Source organism: Ornithinibacter sp., assembly GCF_035443565.1.
In the GTDB taxonomy this organism is placed as follows: domain Bacteria; phylum Actinomycetota; class Actinomycetes; order Actinomycetales; family Dermatophilaceae; genus Fodinibacter.
Map to the genome: position 1 here is coordinate 6790 of NZ_DAORSO010000091.1, position 3272 is coordinate 10061.

4 protein-coding genes and 1 pseudogene are annotated in these 3272 nt (G+C 71.0%); 4 read left to right on the top strand and 1 reads right to left on the bottom strand.

All coding sequences use genetic code 11. The annotated features are described in order from the left end of the window. Positions 1-434: pseudogene (locus PLL68_RS10095) on the bottom strand (hypothetical protein); the annotation flags it as partial. A gap of 126 nt (positions 435-560) precedes the next feature. Here PLL68_RS10095 and PLL68_RS10100 point away from each other — a divergent pair. The 4 genes from PLL68_RS10100 to PLL68_RS10110 form a co-directional block, all read left to right on the top strand. Further along, the gene (locus PLL68_RS10100) at positions 561-1286 is read left to right on the top strand and encodes an AIM24 family protein (RefSeq protein ID WP_324533697.1); all 726 of its coding nucleotides are present in this window, start codon (positions 561-563) and stop codon (positions 1284-1286) included. Positions 1287-1377: 91 nt separating this feature from the next. After that, the gene (gene bioB, locus PLL68_RS10105) at positions 1378-2391 is read left to right on the top strand and encodes a biotin synthase BioB (RefSeq protein WP_324533699.1); all 1014 of its coding nucleotides are present in this window, start codon (positions 1378-1380) and stop codon (positions 2389-2391) included. 109 nt (positions 2392-2500) lie between these two features. Beyond that, the gene (gene bsaP, locus PLL68_RS15880) at positions 2501-2719 is read left to right on the top strand and encodes a biotin synthase auxiliary protein BsaP (protein ID WP_502910694.1); all 219 of its coding nucleotides are present in this window, start codon (positions 2501-2503) and stop codon (positions 2717-2719) included. 53 nt (positions 2720-2772) lie between these two features. After that, a partial coding sequence (locus tag PLL68_RS10110) for an NADPH-dependent FMN reductase (RefSeq protein WP_324533701.1) occupies positions 2773-3272 on the top strand: 500 nt, incomplete at its 3' end.

Here is a 3272-nt window from a genome sequence, read left to right on the forward strand (position 1 = left end):
GGTGGGGGCGGCGGCGGAGGCGGGCTCCCGGCATCCGACGGCGGTGGCGGTGGCGGTGGCGGGGGCGCAGACCCGGCGGCCGCTGCCGCGGCACCGGGCGGAGGCGGGGGGCCTGCCTGAGCGCCCGGAGGGGGCGGAGGCGCGGCGGACAGGGTCAGCGAGCCGAGCTGGCCGGACGCCTCGAGGTCGCGCAGGGCAGCGAGAACCCGGTCACGGTCCTGCGCCGACGACGGCCGCCCTGTCGCCTCGAGGTAGGTCAGCACCCCGAGATCACGCAGGGCCCGGTCGCCACCAGCCGACGCGGCGCCTCCCCCGCCAAAACCACCGGTGCCGGGCACACCGCCGGGGGTGCTGATGCCGGCCTTCCTCATCTCGGCATCAGCCTTCGCCGCCAGGTCGTTGGCCGCGGCCTTGGCTCGCTCGAAGAAACTCATGGGGAACCTCCCTGATGTGGACCTGAATCCTGCTCTGAACACTAGGACCGCACCCGGGTTCGCGCATAGCGTGGGGGGTGATCTCGAGCGAGGGGCCGGGACACGACACGGAAGGTGGCAGCGGCGATGACGATTCACGGGTCCTTGTTCCACGAGTTCAAGGAGAAGGAGACCCAGGACCCCTTCGCGCTGCAGAACAAGAAGCTGCTGCGCATCGACATGCGCTACGGCGAGGTCTGGGCCCGCACCGGCTCGATGGTCGCCTACCAGGGGGACGTGCGCTTCGTGAACAAGGGCTCGGGCGGGTTCGGCAAGATGCTCAAGGCCGCTGCGACCGGCGAGGGCGTGAAGATGATGCAGTGTTCGGGCAGCGGCGAGCTGTTCGTCGCTGACGAGGCCTCCGAGATCCAGATCATGTACCTCGAGAACGACGCCCTGTCGGTCAACGGGGCCAACGTGCTGGCCTTCTCCAACTCCATCCAGTGGGACATCCACCGCATCCAGGCCCGCGGCGCCACGATGACCGGCGGGCTGTACAACGTGTCCCTGCGCGGCACCGGGTACGTCGCGGTGACGACCAAGGGTGACCCGATCGCCCTCGACGTCGCGTCGTCGCCGACGTTCGCCGACGCGCAGGCCGTCGTGCTGTGGACGTCCGGGGTGTCGATGGACATCCGGGTCGACACCGGGGGGCTCGGGTCGATGATCCGCGGCGGCACCGGCGAGCTGCTGCAGATGGCGTTCGGCGGGCAGGGGTACGTGCTGGTGCAGCCCAGCGAGTCGGTGCCTCAGGGCGGCCACCAGAGCGGGGGCCAGACACCCGGCGGGATGCTCGGCCAGTTCATGCAGTGACCGCCTGACCCACCACCGCAGCGTCCTGCAGGGTGGTCGTTCTGGCACCCAACCTGCCGGACGCAAGGCTGCATGCGGAACAATCGGCGCCATGACCGCACAGGTGACCGGGACCGACATCCTCGACGTGGCACGCGAGCAGGTGCTCGAGCGGGGCGTGCCGCTGACCCAGGGGCAGATCGAGCAGGTGCTGCGCACCGGCGACGACCAGTTGCAGGCCCTGCTGGCGCTCGCCCACGAGGTGCGCCTGAAGTACCAGGGACCATCGGTCGAGGTCGAGGGCATCGTGTCGCTGAAGACCGGCGGCTGCCCGGAGGACTGCCACTTCTGTTCCCAGAGTGGGCAGTTCACGAGCCCGGTGCGTTCGGTCTGGCTGAACATCCCCGAGCTCGTGCGTGCCGCCAAGGCCACCGCAGCCACGGGCGCCAGCGAGTTCTGCATCGTCGCCGCCGTGCGCGGCCCCGACGACAAGCTCATGGAGCAGATGCGCGAGGGCGTGGCCGCCATCCGCGCCGCCGTCGACATCAACGTCGCCGCGTCGCTCGGGATGCTGTCGCGCGAGCAGGTCGCCGACCTCGTCGACATGGGCGTGCACCGCTACAACCACAACCTCGAGGCCGGCCGTTCGTACTTTCCCCAGGTCGTGACGACGCACTCGTTCGAGGAGCGCTGGGACACCTGCCTCATGGTCAAGGAGTCCGGCATGGAGCTGTGCTGCGGCGGGCTCGTCGGCATGGGCGAGACCCTCGAGCAGCGGGCCGAGCTCGCCGCACAGCTCAGCGAGCTCGAGCCGCACGAGGTGCCGCTGAACTTCCTCAACCCGCGGCCGGGCACGCCCTTCGGCGACCTCGAGCCGATGGAGACCGGCGACGCCCTGCGCACCATCGCCGCGTTCCGGCTCGCCCTGCCGCGCACGATCCTGCGTTACGCCGGCGGCCGCGAGCTGACCCTGGGCGACCTCGGCACCCGCGAAGGGCTGCTCGGCGGCATCAACGCCGTCATCGTCGGCAACTACCTCACGACGCTCGGCCGCGACCCGCGCGAGGACCTCGCGCTGCTCGACGAGCTCGAGATGCCGATCAAGGCCCTCAACGACACGTTCTGATTCTCGGGTCGGGCGTGGGGTGGTCTTCGTGACGAACGGGTCGGATGCCGTGGGACCGGTGTCGCGCGCCGCTCACCCGGGTGCGTGGTGCGGTCAGTGCGGTCTCGCCATGGAGGCGCGGTCGAGCGCCGACTCTGGTGCCGCGCCGGGTGGGGACACTCCGGCGCCCGCTGACGCCCACGCCTCGTGCGACCGCCGGGCCGAACTCGAGCCCCCGCGGTTCTGCGCGCACTGTCGCCGCCGGATGAAGGTACAGGTCACGCCGGGTGCATGGACGGCGACGTGCGTGCAGCACGGCACCGTCGAGCAGCCCACCTGGTCGGCCTGACTTCAGACGAGGCTGCACGGAATACGCGTAGATAGTTGTTGGTTCAAGCACCTATGAGCCCTCACGTCCTCGTTCTCGTCGGCAGCCTGCGCGCCGGCTCCACCAACGCCCAGCTCGCCGACGCCGCCATCGCGCACCTGCCGGCCGGGGTCGACGGCACCGTCTTCGCCCGACTGGCCGATCTCCCGCACTACAGCGAGGACCTCGACCACGACGACTCCCTCCCCGAGGTCGCCCGCGACCTGCGTGAAGCCGTCGCCGACGCGGATGCCGTGCTCCTGGTCTCCCCCGAGTACAACGGCTCGCTGCCCGGAGTGCTCAAGAACGCCGTCGACTGGGTCTCCCGCCCGCGCGGTGCTGCCGCGATCGCGGGCAAGCCCGCTGCCGTCATCGGCGCCAGCGGCTCCCCCCGTGGCGCCCAGTGGGCCCGTGAGGACGGCGTCAAGGTGCTCAAGGTCGCGGGCGCCGCCCCGTTCGAGGACACCGTCGGTGTGGGCTCGGCGTTCCAGGCCTTCCACGACGGCCGCCTCCTCGACTCCGAGCTCGACGGCGC

Bases quoted from the DNA above. Each gene is read 5' to 3' on its own strand.
- PLL68_RS10100 (WP_324533697.1), top strand. From the start codon at position 561: ATGACGATTCACGGGTCCTTGTTCCACGAGTTCAAGGAGAAGGAGACC.
- bioB (WP_324533699.1), top strand. From the start codon at position 1,378: ATGACCGCACAGGTGACCGGGACCGACATCCTCGACGTGGCACGCGAG.
- bsaP (WP_502910694.1), top strand. From the start codon at position 2,501: ATGGAGGCGCGGTCGAGCGCCGACTCTGGTGCCGCGCCGGGTGGGGAC.